A 23,184-nucleotide genomic window follows, 5' to 3' on the forward strand; every position below is an offset into this window, starting at 1 on the left:
AATTCTTGGCGCTCTTGGCGACGCCAGTCACCTACGGAGGGAAACCCTCCTGCAGTGCTGGCTCGTCTTGGCGGTTCGATAAATTAAGCTTTTTGGCTATTTTTGCGTAAGTCCTAAAGAAGTCAGGGATCTTGTTTTTTTAAGACTCCTCACCTTTTACTCTTTACTTGCCTGTGCTTGGCTCGTAGCGTGCAACTTAAGAAAACTATCAAAAGCGTACCAACCTAACACATACCAAGGAATAGTTTCCAATTGCAATCCCTTAGTAAGCAACTGCCGAATAGAAAACACACCCAGTCCCAAAGGAAAAAGCAAGCGCAAATCAACAGCATTATTCGTCGCTTGTCTAACTCGCTTATTCAAGTCAACAACTGCATTTGATACTTCTGCTGCGGCTTCAGATTTTCCTAATGTGACATCACCAAAAATAATTCCTAAATCACATAATGTCGCGTAAACATTGTCTCGACTTACATCGTCACCATCGTGATTGATGACGATACTGCCATTTTGAATATTAGTCCGTACTTGGTTAATATTAGGATTTGCTTGCAGCGCATTAGCAATCCGTTGCATGTCCCCAGATTGACGATGGGGGTGTGCAACTCTCAAACGCAGTCTTCCTGGAGTAGAACTGACAACCCGCGTAGATATTGGTTGAAAAACTTTTTTTATAGATCTTTCTTCAATCACTTTTGGCATATCAGTGAGATTAATATAACCATTTTTTGACACGTAATTATCCTCCTAATTCAGAAATTCGTAATTCGCAATTGAGCAGAAAAATGATTGCGAACTACGAATTTCCTTGGTGTTCCCTGGCTCAGCCAAGGAACACGAAATTAATCGAAAGCTATGCACCATTATCGAGCGTATTGTCAACAGGGGAACCCACAACATCAACTGCTGGTAGCTGTCTTCCTTCAGCAAGTTCTGCTCTTGCTTCGGCTACCATGTCCTCCCAACTTTCGCCAACTTCTGCAACGGCTCCCTTGCTTTTTTCAAAAAGAACAAGTCCGCCTTTGATGATTGATTTGGCTATGGGTTTACCAATACCTGTGACAATCGGAATGACGACAGGTGCGAGGAGTACTGCTCCAATACCAGCTATAATACCAGGTGCGCCAGCGTCTTCAACAAAATCGGTGATTTTAGGTGCCATGATTATTTTCCTCCTGTGAACGGGAAAAGTTTTTACAAAGTTGTTCAGTGTACTATCGTTAAGATAGCTATCTCCGAATAGCTGATGGTAGAGCTTTTTGTTTGCGGTTTTTGAGAATTGGGCGCAAACCATTAACTCCCGCAACAACTGTTGAGCCATTATTAACGACAGTTGCTGCTAAGGGGTTAAGACCAAACAAAACTGCGATCGCTAATGCTGCTACGTTAGGAACAGCGATCAGAGTCGTGTTTTGCTGAATTATTTGCCTAGCATTGCGGGCAATTTCAATCGCCTCCAACAAACCATACAAGTCATTCTCCATTAGCACTACGTCTGCTGTCTCGCGAGCGATTTCAGAACCATTGGCAAAGGAAACAGAAACATCAGCATAGGCTAATGCTGGCGAATCATTGATTCCATCACCAACAAATGCAACTGTCTTACCTTGTTCGTGCAGCTCACGGACAACAGTTGCTTTCTGCTCAGGAAAAGCTTCTGCGTGGGTGTGCGTTGGAGGAATTCCCAATTGAGAGGCTACAGCGCTAGCAGTTCGTTTATTATCCCCAGTCAGCATGTGGACCTCCACACCTTCGGCTGTCAAGAGCGCTGTGATAACTTCTCGGCTTTCTGAACGGAGTACGTCACTATACTCTATCATACCTTGAAGTTGACCATTGCTAGCAACATAAATGACTGAAGTTGCCTGCTTTTGATGTCCATTGAGATCCATCTCAACGCCTTCTTGACGCAGATAGCGCTCACTACCCACGTAAACAGTTTCCCCGTCAATGTCTGCACGAACACCTAGACCAAGTTGGTAGTCCCACTTAGTACGGGAAAGCGTTTGTACTCCTTGTTCTTGAGCATAGCGGACGATCGCCTCCGCCACTGGGTGAGTCAGACGCTGCTCAGCCGCTGCAGCAAGTTCCAGGACTCGTGTTGTTGATGTTGCAGGATTTCGACTTTCGACACCAACAACAGCCACTTCACCTTTAGTCAATGTGCCTGTTTTATCAAACACAATGGTGTCAACTTCTGCAAGTTTTTCTAGTGCTCGTCCGCTACGAATCAGAACACCGTGCCGTGCTGAGTATGTTAGCGCGGCTAATACAGTTGTTGGTATTGAGACACGAATTCCAGTGCATAAATCGAGAGTGAAGATGCTGGCTGCTCGTGCTGGGTTACGAGTAAGGGCAAATACTGCCCCGCCAAGTAGCAATGTTGGTACGACTGCTTTTTGAGCAATATTCAGAGCCTGGTTTTCCATACGGGTATCGTGAACAGGAGCTTCTTGCATTAACCGAATGCTCTGTCCAGCACAAGTATCATTACCGACTCGTTCCGCCGAAATATAAATTCGTCCCTCGCGCATGAGAGTTGAGGCGTAAACGGTTTGTCCCTTTTTCTTCAACACGGGCATAGACTCACCAGTGAGTTTTTGCTCATCCAGTAACGCTTTACCTCGTAGGATAGTACCATCAACTGGAACTTGTTCACCCGGATAAACTATGACTGTATCGCCTCGGTGTACATCTTGGATCGGAATTTGCACCTTTTCGCCATCGCGTTCCACCCAGACAAACTGTCCCAGGGAACTGAGTAGATCCAAAGTTTGTTGAGCTGAAGAACGAGCCGTGCGATCGCGTATATTCTCGCCAATTTCAATCAAACTCAGCATCAGCGCAGGTGTGAGAAATTGACCCTGGACTGTGGTAATAGCAATAGCAATAAAATCTAGAAAGTCAATATTCAGTTTTCGCTCATCCCTGATCCCCTCCCAAGCTCGTTTGAAAACAGGTAATGTGGCAAGGGCGATAGTTCCTGCAACCATCACAGGCGGAATAGACCATCCTATCGGTCCACCCAACACAGCCAAAGCCGTAGCCAAACCCGAAAGTTGCATTCCTGGCCAAGATTTTTCTTCTGCATCCGATGCAGGTTTAGGCTGGGAGGGTTTAAGAACGACAACTTCACTAGCTGCTTGAATTAAATGATCCAGATGCGAACGTATCTTAGTATCTGAAACTTTGCTGGATTTATAAGTCACTGTTAGTGACGCGGCTGCACGTTTAACACGAACACTTGTCACAAGGGTGTCAGCTTCTAATAACACTTGTAGGCGCTGTGCATAATCTGCATCAGAAAGCAAACGAGGTACTCGCAACCTCACTCTTTCCGGGAGCCTATGCACAATACTATATGAAACTTCGGAAGACTTAACCTCTGGGTGTCCATTTGAGTGTCCATTACTCTCAACTCTAGAAATCCCATTTTTTGCTGCTACAGCTACTTGGGATGCATGACCTCTGGAAGTTGGTAGTTGTACACTGAGTTTTGCCATTTCTTCTCTCTAATACAAAGTTTGTTCAAATTGGAGTTTTAAAAATCTGCTGCTTTGAGATTAAGACAGGGTACTTCAGGCAGTTCAAAGACAACTGCCTTGAGACTTGGTGGGGCTTGAATTTGACTGCCCTAATTGCAAAAGTGGGCAAGACTCTCTTCTAGTTCACTGATGGAAACTACAGTATCGCTAGCAGCAGATTGAATCAGAGTGGATAAATATGATATGACCTGTTCCAAAAGGTTTAAAGAAGGTTTTTTGGAATTGGGCATTATTCCAGACTTGTAGGTAATGACAATTGAGGCTGCGGCGCTATTAACGCGTTTGCCAGTAACTAGAGGATCTCCTTTAAGCAACGCTTCCAAGCGTTGGACGTATTTTGAATCTTTGGCTATTCGAGGTATACGAAAACGTACTCGTCCTGGAATGGCATGAGCAATGCTATATGCTACTTTTGCTGGTTGCTTTGCTTTGTGATAAGTCTTATCAGGAGTATGATTCGACTGTTTTGATGAGGTAGGTATCTTGTCTGCTTCTTTTAATTCGGAGTTTGGGGAGACTTTGGCTGTCTCTAATTTAGAGTCCAAACATGTTTCCATCCTGACAAGTTCAGGACTAGATAAGACGTTAGCCTTCACAGGTTCATAACCATTCTCTTTTTCTTTGTTGACAAGTTCAGGACTAGATAAGACGTTTGCCCCCACAGGTTCATAACCATTCTCTTTTTCTTGTGCAACACTCAGACGAGCAGCTGCTTGAGGTACGGAGGATGAACTCACTGGCTTTTCTTCTGGTTTGCCTGCAAACTCAATGATACTAGCCAAACACAGACGCATCTGCACATCTGGCACTCCAGGTTGGTAATCTATGACAATAGATCCTGCGTTCTCGTTAACTTTGTGACTTATAACCCGAGGATCACAAGCAAGCAAAGTCAGCAAGCGCTGCACATATATGGGATCTACAGATATTTGAGGGACACAAAAGCCTACGCTACCAGAAGTTGCATAGACAATACTGTAAGCGATCGCACAATATGCTTTTGCTGTTGGATAACTAGTCTGTTGTTCTACGACCTGAGATTCTCTATATGAGTGGGATGCTAATTGCGTTGTTAAACCAGCCATTTATGTCCTCCAGTATTCCTTGGTCTGGAACAGGGTCTAATGGAAAGTTCGCCATAAAGGATAGAGCTGTATTCAAAGCTGGAGATTTAAAATCAGACCACAGACCAGGTGTTTCTACTATGGGTTGCTGTTTTAGCGTTGTTGATTTTGGAGGTTCTTCGCTAGGCTGATCAACTGGTTGTGTCAGGGCTTGGTTTGTTTTTCTCTTTCTGGCGTTAGTTTGCGCAGTTAATTTGGCAGGTTCTTCGCTAGGCTGATCAACTGGTTGTGTCAGGGCTTGGTCTTCTATCTTTATGGGGTTTGTTGGCGCAATTGTTTTGTCTGCCAATAGCATCAAACCAACCCAATGAGATACTGGAATCTCTGATTTATAGGTAATAGCAATAGATGCAGCATCCGGGCTGACGCGTACGTTTGTCACTTGGGGTTCTGTTTTGAGTAACCTTTCGAGTCGTCGTGCATAGGCGCGATCGCGTCCAATTCGAGGCACATTCAACCGGATACGTCCTGGAATCGCATGAACTACGCTGTAAGCAATTTCTGCAGGCTGTGCTGCTACTTCAATAGATTTATGCTCCACTTTCGATAATGAAGGTTGGTCAGTTGTATTGGGTTTTGTCGAAGATTTATTATTCTCTGCTTTTCGCGAAGAAGGGACTGCACTTGTTTGTGATTTTGATTGAAGTTCGTCTATAACCCGACGAGTCGCATTTGCTGTCACATAGTAAACTGGAATCGATGCCAAACCGCTGATTCCGAGTCCTCCAGTGACTGCCAATCCCGTAAATAAGGGAATAAACGAAATGCCTTGCTCTTTCCAAAAATTAGGAGATTTCCATGCAGCGAAAGGGTCTTTTAAACTTCCTGTCTGAGCCGAAGCTTGCAACGGATGTATGTTCAATTGCTGGAGTCGTTCCAACATTTGAGGTAAGGGCAGTTTCTTCTCATCAAAGTTAACAACTAAACTGCCTGTTTGCTCATTGACAAAGACTTCCCTCACGCCGTCTTGCTTTCGTAACTGTTGAGAGATTGTTTCAAATATCGAGTTATGACTACCGTCAGTAGCGCGGATTCTAACGCGTCCTGTTGTTGCATGAACAACTTGCAATTCAACTATGGGTGGCTGCATCAGTGACTCTGCACCAGATTTGTTAATAGTTTCACTTGATTCATCGCTTAATTGCTGAGACGAGAATAAATCCACAGGCTCTTTTTCCTGAGGACTTACTCTCTCGCTACTACTGAGAGTTTTGGCCATTTACCCGATTACTGCGTCAAGCCTGATGGTTAACAATAGGTTAAGTGTACCTTAATTTCTTAGGTGAATTTTCATTCTTCAGAATGATTTATAGTTAAGTATTGTTAACAAGTTGTTTTTGATATTGCTGTTCTGTGATTATATCCAAAGTACTTTCCAGCCTATCCAGAAAGATGATACCATCAAGGTGGTCATGTTCATGTTGAAAAATACGAGCGACAAAATCAGTAAATTCCTGCTTTTGCGTTTTGCCATGTCGGTCTGTGTATTCCACTTCAATTTCTCGGTATCTGGGAACTAGCCCCCTAATCCCTGGAACACACAAACAACCCTCCCAGCCTTTGACTATCTCGGTCGAATGGGCAATGATTTTAGGATTAATCATCGCAGTTGGTTCCATTTCTGGAGCGTTGGGATATCTGGGATTGGGGCGAGAGGCAACAATAAATAAACGAGAAGATTGAGCCACTTGAGGTGCAGCAATACCGACACCATTAGCTTGATCAACTGTTGTTACTAGATCGTCAATTAGTTTTTGAATCTGCTCATCATTGATGTTTTCAACGAAGGATCCTTTTTGACGTAGTATCGGCTCGCCTAGTTGAAGAATTGATAATAATTCACCCATAATAACTTTTAATAATAGCTCTCATCGAGAAAATTTATGAAAGAGAAAATATGAATCAGGAATATTTGTTTCATTCATAATTCATACTTTATCATTTTTATTCTGCTACTGCGGGCGCATAAATAAACATACCATTCAAATGAGTGCGAAAAGCTTATAAGGTCAGCTTCTTGTGAAGTGCGTCCCTCTAGGACATGTTTGGAATGAGCCAATGAGCGAATTCAGCTTTTATACCTTTCATACCATTTCACAATCGGACCTGATAAAAATAATTGGTCTTTAATTCTTTCTCCCTGCTCCCTGTGCTCGCGTGCTCTCTATTTGTATCAAGCTTAAAGTGAAACGGTATTAGCGGTATTAGCTTCCACGTCGAGCTGGTAAAGGTGCGGGTTGAATAGCTATTTGTGTTGTTTGCCCATTACGTATAACTTCCAATTCTAAAGAAGAACCAATTTTACTCTTTTCGACTATCTTTTGCACTTCTTCTATTTTAGTGACTGGCTGGTTACTAATGCTTTGAATCACATCTCCTGTTTTTAGTCCAGCAGAAGCTGCGGGAGAACGGGGTACAACATCAATTAATAAAACTCCCTTATCTGTTGTCAAGTTAATACCGAATTTTGAATTCACTTGTTCTTTAATATCTGGAGTCAAAGTCGCCATTGTAATACCTAAATAAGGATGTTCAACCTTACCTTTTGCGATTAATTGCTGAGCAATCCCCTGTGCGGTATTGATCGGAATGGCAAATCCTAACCCTTGAGCGCCGCGAATGATCGCTGTATTCATCGCAATCACATCTCCGCGAGCATTTAACAGAGGTCCACCAGAGTTACCAGGGTTAATAGCAGCATCAGTTTGAATGTAATCAACACGTTTATCAGTAACACCAATGTCACTGCTAGAACGACCTGTAGCGCTGATAATCCCAGATGTAACTGTATAGTCCAAACCCAAAGGATTACCGATCGCAATCACCGCTTCTCCTGGTTGTAATGACTCAGAGTTACCTATAGAAACAGTTGGCAGGTTATTTGCTTCTATTTTAATCACAGCAACATCAGTTACCGGGTCTTCACCCAGTACGCGTCCCTTAAAAGAGCGACCATCTTTCAGTTTTACTGTGACGCTTTGAGCACCGTTCACCACATGGGAATTGGTCAAGATTTGACCGCCAGCGTTAATAATGAACCCAGAACCGCTACCCTTTTCGATTCTTTGTCTTGGCGGTTTTGAGCCAAAAAATCGCCTAATAACTGGATCGTCAAATTCCTCGGGAACTTGAGCAACAACAGTCCTTGCAGCATCAATACGAACAACTGCGGGTCCTACTTTTTGTACGACTCCAACAACGAAGTTAGGATTATTGGACGAAGAGACAACAGGTAAAATACTTGGGGAGGGGTTATCTGTTGTCTTTTGGACTGATGTTTGAGCCTGAGCATCTGTTTTTGTAGCATTAAGCGTACTTACAGGGATAGAACAACCCCCAATAGAGATCACTGTCCCACAACCAAGCAGCATGAGCAAAATACCATTTCTTGACCACCTTTGGGACAAACGCGTTTTTGGGAACACGGAAACGGGGAGATGGGGTGAGTGAGGGAGGGAGGGAGTCACAGAGCCAGGGAGGGAGAAGGATGAGGAGAGAGCTTCTCCCCTGCGGCTGTGTTTTCCTTGTTCTGTTTGCGGCTGAAAGTCATAGTCTGTGGTCTTCATTTGTCTTTGCTTCTCCGTATGAATCTATGGGTGATAAAATCTTGGCTACAGGGGGTAGAGCAAGAATGATGACAACTCAACGGCAAGTGTTCAGATCTAGAATGTTGTTTGCACTTCCTTGTACTTGCTTATATCTTCATTATTATTGTGACCATTGCCGAGCATTGGTGGTAAATTATGGAAATGCCCATAGAAAATCTGTGGAGTCAGGTACTGGAACGCTTACAACTAGAGCTATCCCGTCCCACCTTTGAAACTTGGATCAAAACCGCGAGCGCTGAGCGATTGGAAAATAATTGCTTGGTAATTTTTACTCCTAACCCGTTTGCTCGTAATTGGTTACAGAAATATTACATAAAAACAATTGCTAACGTTGTACAAGATATTCTTGGTTATCCTGTAGATATTTATATCACTGTTAATCAAGGTGATGAAGTTTCTGATGTCAAGGAACAAGAAGCTTCTTGGGGATTTCAAACTCAAACCAGTCCAACAGATGGGCTCCCTCAAAACCGACTAAAAACGACAGAATTAAATCTCAAGTATGTATTCTCTCGATTTGTAGTTGGTGCTAACAATCGTATGGCTCATGCTGCTGCATTAGCAGTTGCTGAATATCCTGGAAGAGAGTTTAATCCTTTATTTTTGTGTGGTGGTGTGGGTTTAGGGAAAACTCACCTAATGCAGGCAATTGGTCACTATCGATGGGAAATTAGTCCAGATTCAAGAATATTTTACGTCTCTACTGAGCAATTTACGAATGATCTCATTGCTGCGATTCGTAAGGACAGTATGCAAAGTTTCCGAGAGCATTACCGTGCTGCTGATGTCCTTTTAGTGGATGATATTCAGTTTATTGAAGGTAAAGAATATACTCAAGAAGAATTTTTCCATACTTTTAATACTTTACATGAAGCTGGTAAGCAGGTCGTCTTAGCTTCTGACCGTCCTCCCAACCAAATTCCTGGGTTACAACAACGTCTGTGTTCCCGATTTTCTATGGGGTTAATTGCTGATATCCAATCGCCAGATTTAGAAACAAGAATGGCAATTTTACAAAAAAAAGCTGAGTACGAAAATATTCGTCTTCCAAGGGAAGTTGTTGAGTATATTGCTTTTCACTATACTTCTAATATTCGAGAGTTGGAAGGAGCATTAATTCGTGCATTAGCGTATATTTCTATTTGGGGTTTACCAATGACGGTAGAAAATATTGCACCCGTTTTAGAACCACCAACGCAGAAGGTAGAAGCCACACCAGAAGCAATTTTATCAGTGATAGTTGAGAGTTTTGATGTATCAATAGAAGACCTTAAAGGGAATTCACGGCGACGAGAGATTAGCTGGGCGCGTCAAATAGGAATGTATCTTATGCGACAACATACAGATCTGAGCTTACCAAGAATAGGAGAAGAATTTGGTGGAAAAGACCATACAACGGTTATGTATAGCTGTGAAAAGATTACCCAACTGCGACAAACAGATCAAAACTTGGTGAAAACACTGCGTCAATTGAGCGATCGCATTAACATGGCTAGCCGTCCTCACAAATCATCTTGACAAAAACAAACAAAATAAGTAAAAAAGCGCGAACAAATCGAGCTATTACCAATGACTAATGACTAATGATCAATGACCAATGACTACCTTGACGAGTAAACTTTATTTGTACCAAGCGACTTATTGTGTTTTCCACAAGAAACGGTTACCTCAAGTGTTAAGTTAAGTATAAAGAATCTTTAAGATAAAATTGCTTTGTGGAAAGTTTTTTATTTTTTGTGGAAAACTTTCCACAAATCTGTGGAAAAGTACTTAAGTATAAATACTCTGTGGAAAACTAACCCTATTTTTCCACAAGTTTTCCACAGCTAGCAACCTGTTAAAGCATCTTTGAAGTAGACGTGCATCAAGTTTTCCACAATTTCCACAGGTACGACGACTGAATAACTAAAAATAATAAAGTTGACGAATGATTCCTTGATGGTACAAGCTCCCGGACTCGTCCGTGGAATCAATAGTTTAATCCAAAATTCTCAAGTCCTGGATCTGTCCGTGGGATCAATCCAAAATCTAAAATCTAAAATCTAAAATCTAAAATCCAAAATTGTCTGACCATGAAATTAGTTTGCACCCAAAGCGACCTTAGTACTAACCTCTCACTCACCAGCCGTGCTGTACCTTCACGCCCAACACATCCAGTACTTGCCAACGTACTACTACAAGCGGATGCTGAAACTAACCAAGTCAGCTTAACGGCATTTGATCTGAGTTTGGGTATCCGTACTAGTTTTAGCGCCGAAGTCTTGCACTCTGGAGAAATTGCGATCCCCGCCAAGCTGCTTAATGACATCACTACTCGCCTTCCAGAAGGTGAAATTACTCTAGAAAATGAATCAACTTCTACAGATGATCCCTTAGCAGGGGAAGGCTCAATTGTGACTCTGATACCCAAAAGCGGGCGTTATCAAGTACGCGCAATGGGAGCACAAGAGTTTCCAGAACTCCCTGTTATCGAAAATACTCCAGCACTACATATTCCTGCTGGTGCATTAATTGAAGGATTACGAGGTTCTTTATTTGCAACTAGTGCAGATGAAACCAAACAAGTTCTCACCGGCGTACATTTAACAGTTCAACAAGACACACTGGAATTTGCAGCAACTGACGGACATCGTTTAGCTGTCGTACAGACGACTAATGAGAGTCCAGACACAAATACGGAAACTGGCTTAGAAGTGACAGTACCAGCCAGAGCATTAAGAGAACTAGAACGAATGCTGGCTCACGCGCACTCAGAAGAGGAACCTGTGGCGTTGTATTTTGACCAAGGTCAGGTTATTTTTGAATGGCAAAATCAAAGGCTGACAAGTCGTACTCTGGAAGGACAATATCCTGCTTATCGTCTACTCATTCCCCGACAATTTGAGCGAGAATTGGTTTTAGATAGGCGACAATTCTTAAGTGCTTTAGAACGAATTGCTGTCTTCGCAGATCAAAAGAATAATGTTGTTAAGGTGAGCATGGATAGCGAAGAACAGGAGATTACTATATCCTGTGAAGCTCAAGATGTTGGCAATGGTAGAGAATCAATGTCAGCACAGATATTAGGAGAAGATATAGATATTGCTTTTAATATTAAATATTTGATGGAAGGTTTAAAAGCATTGCCATCTGTTGAAATTCACGTGCAGCTAAATGGAAACTTGACCCCAGTGATTTTCACTCCAGTTGGTGGTTTTAAGATGACTTATTTAGCGATGCCTGTTCAATTGAGGAATTAAAAAAGAATCCAAAAGTCTTCTCGTTCCTTGCCTCTGGCAAGGAACGAGAGAGACGAGAGAGCTTATTACGCCGCAGCAAAACGGATTTTGAGATAGTCTCCGTCCATTTTTGCCCCTCCAGGTTGCAGTGCGGCCAAAGCTTGTGGCAAAACTAAATTTCGGCGATGATTACCAATAGTGATGTTTAATTCATCTCCACTTTTACTGAGTTGAACTTGATTTTTGGGAATGCCTGGTAAATACAATTCCAAACTGTATTGATTATTTTCTTGAACAACTCTTATTGTGGTTTCTTTGTAATAAACCTGAGTTGGATCTTCATCTTTGTACAGTGTTTCCTTCAGACGTTCTAAAGCAGCCAAACCACACATCTCTTCAGAATACAGTGGAACTTCCTTGACAGGTAACGGATGGAAGTTTTCATGAATTTCGTGGCGGTACTGCTTTTGATTCTCTTTCCAACGCTGGAAAAAAGGATCTTCTACTGCTTCGGGAATAATCCGATTTGCGACGACTAAATCTGTTGCAACGTTATATAAGCTCAAATAAGCATGAGCGCGCAGAGATTCTTTAATCACCATTTTTTCAGGATTGGTGACAAGCCGTACTGAGGTTTGAGTGTTATCTGTTAATACTTTTTCCAGAGCTTCTATTTGTTGATAGAATTCATAAGGTGCGTCCATCACCTCTTTGTCTGGTAAAGAAAAACCAGCAATTGGTTTAAAAAAAGGTTCAACTAAAGGTCTTAGTGCAACAGAAATGTTTTGGAAAGGTTTGTAAAAACGCCGCATGTACCAACCACCAACTTCTGGTAAACTCAACAGACGTAGTGCTGTACCAGTAGGGGCTGAGTCAATAATCAAAACGTCAAACTCACCCTCATCGTAATGGCGTTTCATTCTGACCAAGCTGAAAATCTCATCCATGCCTGGTAAAATAGCTAATTCTTCCGCCTGCACTCCATCTAAACCCCGTGCTTGTAAAACTTGAGTGATGTAGCGCTTTACAGAACCCCAGTTTCCTTCTAGTTCAAGTAGTGCATCCAGTTCCGCACCCCACAAATTCGGGCGAATTTGTTTGGGTACATGTCCCAGTTCTAGATCAAAACTGTCTGCCAGAGAGTGAGCAGGATCTGTACTCAAAACAAGTGTACTATAACCCAGTTCTGCACAACGAAGTCCAGTGGCGGCGGCTACGGAGGTTTTTCCCACGCCGCCTTTGCCTGTCATTAGAATTACACGCATGGATGGTTTTGTCCAAGATGAGAAGTGTTTACATTTATTTACATTATGAACTCTTTAAGGGAAATAAATGCTGTTTCAGGACATCTAAACGCGAACAATGCCAATAATCTATGTGAGACACAATTAACCCTTGAGGGTTGAAACGCAATTCACTCCAGCCTGGGATAGAAATACGTGGCTTCCAAGGAAGGGGGGTATTCCAGCTGAGTGTCCACTCAGTTTTGATTGTGTCTCCTGTACGATTCATGCTGTGCAAGTCCATTTTGGTATTTAAAAACCAAGTACCGATGAGTTTAATCATCTGCTTGTACTTTTCAACACCACGAAATTTGTTGAGCGGATCTTGAAAATAAACATCTTGAGCGTAGACGCTGTATGTTTGATTATCAGGAAATCTTTGATAGTCTTGTTTGAGAATTTCAATGAGATTCATAATGAAATAATCCAAAAGACAAAGTGAAAAAACTTAAAGAATGAATATCTTATATATCTTATAAAGAATAATCGATGCTCAACACATGAAGTCATTCCTACTGTTCTGCCAATTCATGCTTCCTTTCCACAGGTGCAAAATGTCAGCAACAGTAAATTTATGTGTCAAGCAAATAGACACTGATATTTACACGTATGTAATAATAAAAAAAATAACTTGAATAATAACCATCTATGACTAAAATCTGGTCTAAAATTTTGAACTGGAAAGGAGGCAAAAAGCAGATTGTCCTTTGATTTCTGGCGAGAAAACAACTTTCGACTTGAGCCTTGGGGGAGTGACTACCAACCCCCAATTGATATAGAAGAACTTTCGGAATCGGCTAGTGAGGTTGACGCCACCGTAGAAGAAACCGACTGGAGCAAGTTTTGTAAGCGTCGTCCTCAGATTGATTTGCCCCAACGACTAATTTTTATCGATGGTCGTCGTCGCATTGATGCTGCCCTTGTCGGTGGTAGTGGCAATACAATTAATTATGGAGTCTTTGGTACCATCGCTGTGGGTGCAGTACTTGTAGATAGAAGCACCCACACCGCTAAGAGCGAGAACTTCAATATCCGCCGCATTTTGGGATTTGGAGGTAACCAAAAAGCGCCACTGACGCACATTCCTTGTCCTTTTGGAAGTGGGGCGGAATTAGTCTATGAGCCAGCCGAACCTTACGTAGAAAATAATCCTGACATTCGCAAGAATCTGGTTCAGAATGCAATGCTCAAGGCAGAGGCGACTCTGGCAAAGCAAAATTATACCATGCAAGCAGATACTTTAGTGATTCGCGATGGGCGACTACCGTATAATTCGCCGAATTTTACTGTGGGCTATGTGAAGACTATGCACAAAAACTATTTGAGCGAAAAACATGCAGACTTGTTGTGGGAATTAAAACCAACAGAGCGATCGCCCATCTTCTTAATCAAAGAACAAAACCGACCTCACTGGAGTTGGTATCTCAAAAGCGGCAATTCCCAAACTAACTCCCAAAGTTTAGGCTACCACGATTTGCACGGCATTGTGCGACTTGAATTGTCTAACGAAATTCCTCTAGAGACAGCCCAAAAGATAGCTGACCAAACCACCTATCTCATCCCTGAATATGCTTCCCATCCTTACAAAGACCCCCGCGCACCGCAAAACCTCACTCCTGTTGGCGCACTCGAACGCGAATTGGGACGGCGGATGGGCGATGCAAATCTCATTAAACGACGCGTGCAACACTATTTAGCTTCTTTAGGAGTTACGCCATGACGACTCCCATTGGTTATGTTCTTGGTACTCAAGAGGCGACTCCCCTAGAATTTTGGGTTGCAGTGTTACCCGGTCATGTTTTGCGCCTTGATGATGTGATAGAAGTGCAAACTCATCGACCTGATGGTGGCGAAATTGTTCACTTTTATGGTGTTGTGGATCATGTCCGCACATTATATGAAGGAACGCAATTTGACACAGATACTTTCTTAGTTAAAAGTGGTAGTCTACCAGTAAATATTTCTTATGCCGCCCATATTCAAGTCACACGAATTGAGCCAGAAGAATACTTACCACCACAACCAGGAGACACCGTCAATCTAGCTGTGGATGAAGATTTAAAACGTGCTTTACACTTTGATGGTATGGAAAAACGCATCAGCGCAGGAACGATGCGTAACAGTGACAGCAACATCAGGAAGAATTAGAACGAGTAAAACAAAATCAGACACAAAGACAAAAGAATCGAACTTCGGCAGCACAAGTCTTAAATGATGTTCAAAGTAAGCTACAAGCAGCTACCAAGCAAGCAGAAGATGCTGAACAAGAACTTACTCAGTATTCTTCAGGCGGTACGCGCTTACAGCAATTGCAACAAGTTTCACCCTTACTGAGTACTTGGAAAGTTATACTAGAACAGACTGTCAAAAGCCGTCAAAAGCTGGAAAAGACGACTTCCGAAAAACAAAAGTATGAAAAAATTTATCAAAAGGCAATTGTCGAATTAGAACAAGCAAGAATAGCACTGCAAGAAAAAGATAAACTCTTACAAGAAGCAGAAGAAGCTAACAAAAAAGTAATTCAAAGCAATCACGCTACTGCATTGCGCCAAATTCTTCATGATGGCGACAATTGTCCAGTTTGTAATAGCACATATCGAGAACCCCAGTTGCTACCTCTGCCAGAAGTTATTCTAGTCGAGACAAAGGAATTATTGCATCAGAAAGCTTCTGCAGAACAAGCACAAAAAGCTACTGAAAATCATTTGACTAAGGCAGAAACCACACTGAATAATTTAAAGCAACAAGAGTTAGAGTATAATCAGGATTTGGTAGCCAATGAGACTCGATTAACTAATTTACAACAACAAATTAGTGGTGTATTGCATACAGATTCTTGGGAAGCAGATGCACTGAACCAAGAGCTTAAGATACTGCAAGAAAATGATCTCAAATATCATCAAGCTTTGACAAAACACAAAGACGCAGTAGCACTAGTACTTCAAACTCAACAAGCCTTAGAATCAACTAGAAATACCCATAATACAGCTTCGGAAGAATACCAAAAGGCTACTCAAGAAACAGAACGTTGGCAACAATCGTTACAGGAAGTTGAAATTAAACTTCATGAAATGACTGGCGGTAAATCTTACGCCGAGTTGCACGCAGCATTAGAAAAAGAAAAGCACGCGCTACAGAAACAAGAACAACAAATTACCGAATCATATCAAGCAGCAGATAAAAAGGTTATTCAATGTGAAACTGAAAACAAAGAAGCTACTAATAATGCAGAGGCTGGGCGTATTCAAAGAGAACAGTTACAAATGACTTGGGATGCTGCACTCAAAGGCGCAAGTTTTACCGAAGAAAGTTTTATAAAACTATCAGCAGAGTCTGCACAGCAAGCAAGTTGGCAACAAGCAATTACAGATTACAATAATGCCAAAGTGAAGTTAGAAACTCAAGTTGAGGAAGTAAAGTTGCAAGTGGGCTATAGCACAAGCGATGAATTAACTATCAACTCTCAGCGTGATGCGAAAAATACTGCTTCCCAAGAATTCCAACAAGCGCAAGATCAACGCGCTAATTTAAAAATTTGGATGCATAATACAAAATTAAACCAACAACAAGCTGAGAAACTACAGTCAGATTTATCCAAAGTCAAAGAACAAGCGCAGACCTATACTACCCTGACTCGGAACCTCAAGTCAGATGAATTTCAAGCGTACATCCTAGAACATCTCGAAACAGATTTAGTGACTCGTGCTACAGATGCTTTACGGGAATTGACTGATTCTCGATACGCGTTAAAACTTCAAGAAGGCGATTACTGGGTTGAAGATAATTGGAATGGTGGTGAGTCAAGGCGAGTGCAAACCCTTTCGGGTGGTGAAACATTTGCTACTTCGTTGTCAATGGCATTAGCATTGTCAGAAAAACTTTCGATGGGTGCAGAATTAGGCAGTTTGTTTTTAGATGAAGGATTTGGAACTCTGGATGCAGATACCCTAGAAAGCGTTACCCAAATTCTGGAATCCTTACGACAACAAGATAAATTGATCGGAATCATTACTCATGTTAAGGCACTTGGAGAGCGATTGCCCACACAAGTTAAGGTTCGCAAGTCTCCAGAAGGTTCTAAGATAGAAGTTGAGACATTTTGAAATTTATGTCTAAGTGTCAAAATCAAGTGTTTCAAATTTTTACACAGAATTAGAATCAACTTCATTCCACAGGCGCTGTAACTGATAACGCCATACAGTTAAAACTTCCTCTCTGGCTTGTGAAGTTTGATCTAGTTCACCCATCAATCCTTCTGCATAAAAGCGTTCTAAGTTTTGCATTGTGGCTTCTAAAGACTGATTTTGCAGTTTAGCCGCTATCACAATCTGCCGAATGCGTTTTTCAATCAGCCGGTTAAAGACATTATCTAAACCATTTTGATACAGAGAAATCAGTTGGGCGATCGCATTTCCAAAATCTTCTGGCGTTAAACTATTGCAGTTGTGCTGAAATACCCCCCATAAAACTCCTTGCTGCAACGCATAACGTACTTCTTGAGTTTCTTCAAAGTTTGCTTCTAAAAACTGTTCTAAAAAAGGTAGAGCCTCGGACACTGGCATAATCGGTAATAAAATGCGTAATCCGCTTTCATCATCTGACAGCAAAACTAGCAGCCGAAACTTGGGAGTTTCTACTTGCCAAGAACCAGGTGCAATAGCATTGACAGACGCTGCACCAAATAACTCTTTGAGCGTATCCGCGATTTGCGAGGGTGTCATAGTCTTTTTTTTCGCTTCAGTTTCTAGCGTACCTTTTTCAGGTAGCAATATTATCTGCTTTCCTCATAAGTCTTTCTTTTGAGGTAACTAGGTAAGCGTAATTAATTCTTAAGATAAAACCTCACCCTCAATCCGTCTCCTTATTAAGGAGAGGGAAGCTGGAGGCAGGGTGAGGTTTTATATTTAATTCAAACCGCCTACCTAGCTGTCTTTTCATTAATTGCTATTTGCTTTAAATTTCTTGACAGAGGTGCCTGATTAATTCTTCAAACCTTTCTGATAAATTAAAAATACTGAACCAATTGGCCCAGGGTTTTCCACATAAATGTTCTTATTATAGTACAGCCCTGGAGACATTCCTCCATCAAATAACATTCCTTCTTGAATCTTGCCTAAACAGTTGTTGCGAGCAATTCCTTCAAGAACATCATCAAGCATATCTGGTAAAAGCTCTTGATTAAGTTCAGATACTTGAATATCGGAATTTGCCTTCATATCATTGACGAGTAAAATGACATAACCTTTATTAGTAATAGCTACAAGAGAGCGATTTCTTGCTTGTTTGCAAGCAAGTTCTCCTAAATCTTGACAAATATCTTTAAACTTGCCGTTACGATAGAATCTACCATTTCCTCCTACTAAGTTATAGTTTAGATCATTATCCTTTCTTCTTCCTACTTGAAGAGTTACCTGACGCTGGTTTGGTTTAGCTGCTGATATACCGAATGAAGAACGTTTATTCTTAAAATCTCCTGAATATTCCACTCCCCGAGAAATGTTTAACCCTTGAGGTTTATTATTAGTATCGATGTAGTCCGCATTAATTCCTGCAATTGGTAGTTGCCCGTTTAATTTGGCATTTTCGTTACTGACGAGTTCATGAAATAATTTTGGTATATATTCTTGACGAAATTTTCCTTTATTATCTTTTGCATAAAGCTGATGAGACAAACCCAGATTGACTTTGAAGTCTAAGGCTTCTGATTTTGGGTTAAAAATAATGACATGGTTAATACCTTTTGTATCTCTTTCTCCCTGATTATTGGTTTTTAAGAATGCAAGACTGAATTTAGCCTTTTGCCCTAAACAAGTTTGAGACGCTTCACTTGATGCGTTGAAGTTAAGATATTTATACCCTGCTAAAAAACAGATAAAGATTATAGATATCCATAAGTAAATTCTTATTTTTTTATAAAAAAGACAAACTTGAGTCATCATAAGTAAACAATTTCTCTAAAAAATTAAAACTTTACATCGATTTCAGGTGCCAAAAATTAAGGGGCAAACTCTTAGTCGATTAAGTATAGCAATCCTACTTGATTTGCTTGAAAGTGCCTGCGCTTTGCGCATAAGTCGTGCATCCTTAGATTACCAACTTTTTTTATCAGTCGGGAATCTTGTTGTTCAATGATTTAGGATTGCTATATCATGGCAATTTATAATATCAGGATTAAGAGGCGATCATGGTGAAAGAGGCGATGCTCCGGAAGAGCCGCCCCAAAAGGGCGATCGCATGATTGCGGGGGCTTTGCCCCATCGCTCTTGTATTCTGCAAAAACTATATATAGCAGGGAACGCTTAACGCTTAACAGACTTTCAAGTCTATTGGTAACCGTGTGTTCTCATTAGTTCGTGTCCTAATCTACCTGGCGACTGCTATACCTCAACACTTATAGAAACTTGCAAGAATATTTTACAGTACGAGGAGTTCCAAACATGATAAATTCTTTGTTACAGCGCTCACTTACAGAAAAAAACTTTACGAAAACATGAAATCTGTTTCACTATATAGACGTGGCAATCTGAACTAGGCTAAGCTAAGATACGATATCTAGTTATACCAATTTTCTATGAATATGAGTTTAATCTTTCTTAAGAATTTTGTCTGGAAGGCTTACACACTTTGGTTGTTTATCACCAAAGATTAAGCAAAAGTTTAATCCAGAATTGGTATTGCGAAACTTGGTTGATAATTTAGATCTAAGTTAAAATCTTTGCCTAAACAAAAAAATATTGTGAGCTACTGCATGAACCCCTGGTGTCAACAGCGCCAAAATCCTAATTATGTGGAGTGTTGTCAAACCTGTGGGAATAACTTATTTGTAAATGAGCGATATCGATTAGTAAAACCGTTGCGCGAATTGCGCCAAGAACAATATAGCGAAGTCTTTGAGGTAGATGATCGGGGGACGCGAAAAGTCCTAAAGATTCTCAAAGAAGACGAGCCTAAGTTGATCGAAATGTTGCAGCGAGAAGCAAGCGTCTTGAGCACTCTCAAGCACCCAGGAATTCCTAGAATAGAGCCGGATGGATACTTTACCATAACTTTGACGCTTGACTACAGTTATAGGATATTGCACTGCTTAGTGCTTGAGAAAATTGAGGGGCAAAACTTATGGCAGTGGTTAGAGCAAAATCAACCAATTTCTCAAAAGCAAGCTCTAGTTTGGTTGCAACAACTTGTAGAAATTCTAGCTTTAGTCCATGAAAACAAACTTTTCCATCGGGATATTAAGCCATCTAATATTATGCTCAAACCTGATGGTCAACTTGTGTTAATTGACTTTGGCTCTGTTAAATATGGCACAAAAGCTTACTTAAATAGTATACGCAAGGGTTTTGAAGGTACGATAATATTGTCATCTGGTTATACGCCTCCAGAACAAATTGAAGGCAAAGCTGTCAAGCAATCGGATTTTTATGCACTAGGGCGAACTTTTGTCAACTTATTAACGGGCTACCCTCCAAGTACATTTGTTGAGGACTTGACAACAGGTCAGTTGATTTGGCGAGATAGGGCTCCTGAAATCTCAAAGCCATTAGCAGATTTAATTGATTCCCTAATGGCTGTATCTCCAAATAACAGACCTGAAAATACGCGGTTTATATTGCAAAGACTAGAAAAGATTAGTCGCGAAACTGATGAATTGATGCAAGCTATAGAGTCATCAATTCGTTCAAGTTTGTCACAACTGCCTCCACCGGTAAAATATTTTACCGAAAAAATTCTCAAAAAGAAACTTCAGCGGTTAGCCAAGCAAAGTAGAATTCCTAAAATAGCTCTTTATGGGCGTTCTGGAGCGGGCAAATCATCTCTGATTAATGCCATTCTGGGACGGAATGTTACTGAGGTTGGCTTAGCCAGAGCAACAACACAAGTCACTGAAATATACGATTATGAGCGCAACGGGTGGAAATTAAGATTCGTAGACTCACGTGGTGTAGGTGACTCACGCGATCATGCAGCCTTTGAACAAGCCATTAACGAAGTCGTCCAAAACAAAGTAGATATCTTGTTATTCGTGATTCCAGCTGATGAGCGAGCATATGTGCCTAGCGATATTGATTTTCTCACTGAACTCAAATCAACGCAGAAGCGAAAACATGGAATTGAACTACCAGTTATTTTAGTTTTAAATAAGATTGATCGAATTCAACCCACTTCGGAGTGGAATCCACCCTATAACGTTTTTGACTCCCAGATTCGCGACGCCGAACTAAAAACAGCCAGACAGCAAGCAAAGGAAGCAAATATTCGTGATTGCGTTATGGCGAGAATCACCGAGTACAAAACTCTGAGTTCAATGTATGTTCATGTTTGTACTTTATGGGATGAGTACGAGGATAAACGCTACAACATAGAAGAACTCGCTCTACAAATATATAAATGTATTCCTGACGAAGCTGGTAAACAGGGCTTTGGAGGAGCAACCGCCGCGATCGCGCTCAAGAGAGCTGTTGCTCGGGACTATACATTTGTCGCCGCATGTTTGGCATTTATTGCTGGCTGCTTTCCTTTTGGTGACCAAAAGGGAGTGTTGTCGATACAACGTCGCTTAGTCAGTATGATTGCCCAAATTGCTACTAACGCAGACCAAAGTAATGAAGCGGAAAAATTATTAAGACAATTAGGTGTTCAACAAGGTGATACGAAATCACATCTGTCTACGACATTGGCAATTGGTGAAGCGGCGATTCGTTATTTTATCGAGCAAGACAGCACTATCGAACAAGCCCAGCAGGCTTTTGCTGAAGAAAAAGAGCGGCGAGAACCAGAATTTCAAGAGGCACTCAAGGGAGGAACTAACAAAGTAGTCAGCAAACTGCGAGAGATAGATCAAGAACTGTATGAGCGCTACGGTTTGCCGCGTATCTATGACGATGATTAAGGATGATATATTGTGAAACTTGACAGAATATTGGAGTCTAAACCAAAACTGAAAAAATTAAAGTGCAAAAAAAGCTGGCTGTCACTGAATTGGAAAATCTGTTTACCCTTGGCAGCTATAATTGTGCTGATTTTGAATTACGCCGCAGTTGCCCAAACTTCCACATCCGCAGTCAAACCCTCTCTAAGCTTAGAAGTAGGTGTAGACACGGTATGGGTGCTGTTCACTGGCTGTTTAGTGTTTTTTATGAATGCTGGCTTTGCAATGTTGGAAACAGGCTTGTGTCGCTACAAGAATGCCGTCAATATATTAGCTCAAAACTTCATTGTATTTGCAGTGGCGACAGTGGCTTTCTGGGTAATTGGCTGTGCGCTTATGTTTGGGGACAACACAAATCCATTGTTTGGAACAAAAGGTTGGTTTTTTGATGGGACAGACCAACAGATGTTTAAATCCCTCAAGTCTGATGTACCTAAGTCAGCTCTATTTTTCTTTGAACTGGTTTTTGCAGGCATAGCAGCAACTATTTTCACTGGAGCGGTTGCTGAACGGATTAAGTTTATTGCATTTTTGACCTTTAGCTTTTTACTGATTGCGATTTGTTACCCAATTACTGGTCACTGGATTTGGGGAGGTGGTTGGCTATCCAAATTAGGATTTTACGATTTTGCCGGTTCGACTGTGGTTCATTCGGTTGGTGGTTGGGCTGCTTTAGTGGGAGCTTGGCTGTTGGGACCACGTTTGTACAAACTTGAATCATACGGTGCACCGATTTATCGCTATTTAAAAAACGGTAGCAACATTGCTATGCCTGGGCATAATCAGAGTATGGCTACTCTGGGGAGTTTTATTCTTTGGTTGGGCTGGTTTGGCTTTAATGCAGGCTCAACGCTGAAAGCTGATCCTGGTGCGATCGCTCATATTTTCCTCACAACCAACATGGCAGGTGCAACAGGTGGTATTGCAGCAACCCTGATTTCCTGGTGGCGCTTTGGTAAGCCTGAACTTACCATGATCCTCAATGGAGTCTTGGCAGGTTTGGTATCGATTACGGCTTCCTCTGCCTTCGTGACCGTTCGTAGTGCGTTTTGGATTGGTCTGATTGCAGGAATCCTTGTGTTTTTCTCGGTACTTTTTATAGACGCAAACTTAAAAATTGATGACCCAGTAGGTGCTATCTCAGTTCACCTTGTCAATGGTATCTGGGGGACACTAGCCGTGGGCTTATTTAGCGTCGGTATAGAAGATAAACTACGCAATAATGCTGTGCAATTTGCGCCTGGTCCAAAACCGGGATTATTCTATGGTGGGGGTTTAGAACAATTATTGATTCAGTTACTTGGCATAATCTCAGTGGGTATTTTCACATTTGTCTTCAGCGCTCTTGCTTGGTCAGCAATTCAAGCTACAGTTGGTCTGCGAGTTTCACCCCAAGCGGAACTTGATGGTTTGGATATTAGTGAGCATGACATGGATGGTTACCACGGCTTTGAGAAGAAAGAGGTGTAGCAAATCT

General features: G+C 41.5%; 19 protein-coding genes. 7 read left to right on the forward strand and 12 right to left on the reverse strand.

The window, feature by feature from the left end; translation table 11 throughout:
• Positions 1–156: 156 nt before the first annotated feature.
• The 7 genes from AC5590_RS09185 to AC5590_RS09215 all read right to left on the reverse strand — a co-directional run bounded on the left by AC5590_RS09185 (position 157) and on the right by AC5590_RS09215 (position 8,040).
• The gene (locus AC5590_RS09185; RefSeq protein WP_169263665.1) at positions 157–735 is read right to left on the reverse strand and encodes an HMA2 domain-containing protein; all 579 of its coding nucleotides are present in this window, start codon (positions 733–735) and stop codon (positions 157–159) included.
• 118 nt (positions 736–853) lie between these two features.
• The gene (locus tag AC5590_RS09190) at positions 854–1,162 is read right to left on the reverse strand and encodes a DUF5132 domain-containing protein (RefSeq protein ID WP_169263666.1); all 309 of its coding nucleotides are present in this window, start codon (positions 1,160–1,162) and stop codon (positions 854–856) included.
• 67 nt (positions 1,163–1,229) lie between these two features.
• Entirely contained in the window at positions 1,230–3,503 is a 2,274-nt protein-coding gene (locus tag AC5590_RS09195) for a heavy metal translocating P-type ATPase (RefSeq protein ID WP_169263667.1), read from the reverse strand.
• A gap of 131 nt (positions 3,504–3,634) precedes the next feature.
• On the reverse strand, positions 3,635–4,630 hold the full coding sequence (locus AC5590_RS09200) for an HMA2 domain-containing protein (RefSeq protein ID WP_169263668.1): 996 nt from the start codon (positions 4,628–4,630) through the stop codon (positions 3,635–3,637).
• A complete protein-coding gene (locus tag AC5590_RS09205; protein ID WP_248277158.1) occupies positions 4,590–5,888 on the reverse strand; it encodes an HMA2 domain-containing protein in 1,299 nt (432 codons plus the stop codon). Before AC5590_RS09205 ends, AC5590_RS09200 begins: the two co-directional genes overlap by 41 nt.
• Positions 5,889–5,982: 94 nt before the next feature.
• Positions 5,983–6,516, reverse strand: coding sequence for a peptide deformylase (gene def / locus AC5590_RS09210; RefSeq protein ID WP_169263669.1), 534 nt, complete (start codon positions 6,514–6,516; stop codon positions 5,983–5,985).
• Between the two features lie 357 nt (positions 6,517–6,873).
• Positions 6,874–8,040 carry an HhoA/HhoB/HtrA family serine endopeptidase gene (locus AC5590_RS09215; protein ID WP_169263728.1) on the reverse strand — a complete coding sequence of 389 codons (1,167 nt, stop codon included), beginning with the start codon at positions 8,038–8,040 and terminating at the stop codon, positions 6,874–6,876.
• A gap of 372 nt (positions 8,041–8,412) precedes the next feature.
• Between AC5590_RS09215 and dnaA the strand changes: the two genes are divergently transcribed.
• Positions 8,413–9,795 (forward strand): chromosomal replication initiator protein DnaA, encoded by a 1,383-nt coding sequence (dnaA, locus tag AC5590_RS09220; RefSeq protein ID WP_169263670.1) that lies wholly within the window; start codon positions 8,413–8,415, stop codon positions 9,793–9,795.
• A gap of 308 nt (positions 9,796–10,103) precedes the next feature.
• On the opposite strand, the gene AC5590_RS09225 is transcribed toward dnaA, so the two are convergent.
• Positions 10,104–10,250, reverse strand: a complete 147-nt coding sequence (locus AC5590_RS09225) for a hypothetical protein (RefSeq protein ID WP_169263671.1) — start codon at positions 10,248–10,250, stop codon at positions 10,104–10,106.
• A 99-nt stretch (positions 10,251–10,349) separates the two neighbouring features.
• On the opposite strand from AC5590_RS09225, the gene dnaN reads away from it, so the two are divergent.
• Complete coding sequence (gene dnaN, locus AC5590_RS09230) at positions 10,350–11,516, forward strand: DNA polymerase III subunit beta (protein ID WP_169263672.1); 1,167 nt, start codon at positions 10,350–10,352, stop codon at positions 11,514–11,516.
• A gap of 65 nt (positions 11,517–11,581) precedes the next feature.
• Here dnaN and AC5590_RS09235 read toward each other — a convergent pair whose 3' ends face one another.
• Both AC5590_RS09235 and AC5590_RS09240 read right to left on the reverse strand, forming a co-directional pair.
• A complete protein-coding gene (locus AC5590_RS09235) occupies positions 11,582–12,760 on the reverse strand; it encodes a TRC40/GET3/ArsA family transport-energizing ATPase (RefSeq protein WP_169263673.1) in 1,179 nt (392 codons plus the stop codon).
• A gap of 43 nt (positions 12,761–12,803) precedes the next feature.
• Positions 12,804–13,193 carry a C6orf136 family protein gene (locus AC5590_RS09240; RefSeq protein ID WP_169263674.1) on the reverse strand — a complete coding sequence of 130 codons (390 nt, stop codon included), beginning with the start codon at positions 13,191–13,193 and terminating at the stop codon, positions 12,804–12,806.
• A 285-nt stretch (positions 13,194–13,478) separates the two neighbouring features.
• Between AC5590_RS09240 and AC5590_RS09245 the strand changes: the two genes are divergently transcribed.
• From AC5590_RS09245 to AC5590_RS09255, 3 genes are all read left to right on the forward strand, one after another.
• Entirely contained in the window at positions 13,479–14,498 is a 1,020-nt protein-coding gene (locus tag AC5590_RS09245) for a hypothetical protein (protein WP_169263675.1), read from the forward strand.
• Positions 14,495–14,926 (forward strand): hypothetical protein, encoded by a 432-nt coding sequence (locus AC5590_RS09250; protein WP_248277159.1) that lies wholly within the window; start codon positions 14,495–14,497, stop codon positions 14,924–14,926. Before AC5590_RS09245 ends, AC5590_RS09250 begins: the two co-directional genes overlap by 4 nt.
• 161 nt (positions 14,927–15,087) lie before the next feature.
• The gene (locus AC5590_RS09255) at positions 15,088–16,881 is read left to right on the forward strand and encodes an SbcC/MukB-like Walker B domain-containing protein (RefSeq protein ID WP_169263676.1); all 1,794 of its coding nucleotides are present in this window, start codon (positions 15,088–15,090) and stop codon (positions 16,879–16,881) included.
• Between the two features lie 39 nt (positions 16,882–16,920).
• Here AC5590_RS09255 and AC5590_RS09260 read toward each other — a convergent pair whose 3' ends face one another.
• Complete coding sequence (locus tag AC5590_RS09260) at positions 16,921–17,499, reverse strand: hypothetical protein (protein WP_169263677.1); 579 nt, start codon at positions 17,497–17,499, stop codon at positions 16,921–16,923.
• A 258-nt stretch (positions 17,500–17,757) separates the two neighbouring features.
• The gene (locus AC5590_RS09265) at positions 17,758–18,717 is read right to left on the reverse strand and encodes a phosphodiester glycosidase family protein (protein ID WP_248277160.1); all 960 of its coding nucleotides are present in this window, start codon (positions 18,715–18,717) and stop codon (positions 17,758–17,760) included.
• Between the two features lie 776 nt (positions 18,718–19,493).
• Between AC5590_RS09265 and AC5590_RS09270 the strand changes: the two genes are divergently transcribed.
• Together AC5590_RS09270 and AC5590_RS09275 are read left to right on the forward strand one after the other, a co-directional pair.
• Positions 19,494–21,668, forward strand: coding sequence for a protein kinase domain-containing protein (locus AC5590_RS09270; protein ID WP_169263678.1), 2,175 nt, complete (start codon positions 19,494–19,496; stop codon positions 21,666–21,668).
• 30 nt (positions 21,669–21,698) lie between these two features.
• The gene (locus AC5590_RS09275; protein WP_211178311.1) at positions 21,699–23,177 is read left to right on the forward strand and encodes an ammonium transporter; all 1,479 of its coding nucleotides are present in this window, start codon (positions 21,699–21,701) and stop codon (positions 23,175–23,177) included.
• Positions 23,178–23,184: the final 7 nt, after the last annotated feature.

Source organism: Brasilonema octagenarum UFV-OR1 (assembly GCF_963888615.1).
GTDB lineage: Bacteria > Cyanobacteriota > Cyanobacteriia > Cyanobacteriales > Nostocaceae > Brasilonema > Brasilonema sennae.